1 protein-coding gene is annotated in these 719 nt (G+C 37.4%); it reads left to right on the top strand.

The genetic code is table 11. The features are described from left to right. A partial coding sequence (locus GD002_RS17590) for an HRDC domain-containing protein (RefSeq protein ID WP_194841681.1) occupies positions 1-719 on the top strand: 719 nt, incomplete at both ends.

Genomic DNA, 719 nt, shown 5'->3' with positions numbered 1-719 from the left:
GATTTTATTGTCGTGACTCGACAATTCATCCTAGTCATTGAAGTGAAGAAGTATTTCGGTAACATTACAGTTAATGAAAAAGGGGAGTTTATCAGAACCGTGAACCGCGGGACTAGAGTGGTATTTAAAGAGGGAATGTATAGCCCTATCCGCCAAGTTGAACGCCAAGTAGACGTATTACGGACCATGTTAGTGGACCATGAAATTATTAAAAGAACGCCTATTCTTTATGCTGTAGCATTCGGGAATGAAAAAACGGTAATTGATTTGAAGAAAGCTCCTTTAAATATGAAAGATAAAGTTTTTCGTTCCGATGGCATTGTTGCGTTTTTGAAAGCTGAGTTAGCTAAGAAATCACCTGTGCATTTTCTTGATAACAGGATGCGAGATTTTGCGGAATACATAAATAAGCAACATGTAAGTCAGCCTGTTTTTGAGAAAATTGATGATCAAGAAGTGAGCTATTATGCTGAAGATGAAGTGTTAGTAGCTGCTACTGTAGAAGAGAAACCAATACATAGTTCAAATAATGATCTAGAATCGAAGCTAAAGGAATACCGCAAAAAAGTAGCGGACGAGACTGGACGAAAAGCGTTTCACATCTTTACTAATAAAACAATGGATGAACTAATTGAGATGAGACCAACTACGCTAGAAAGCCTTCGCGAAATACAAGGCTTTGGTGATAAAAAAGTGAAGGAATTTGGGACTGAAATACT

The sequence above is a fragment of the Sporosarcina obsidiansis genome (assembly GCF_009651005.1).
GTDB lineage: Bacteria > Bacillota > Bacilli > Bacillales_A > Planococcaceae > Sporosarcina > Sporosarcina obsidiansis.
The sequence above is the reverse complement of the archived record's forward strand: the minus strand, read 5'-3'. Positions and strand labels throughout refer to the sequence as shown.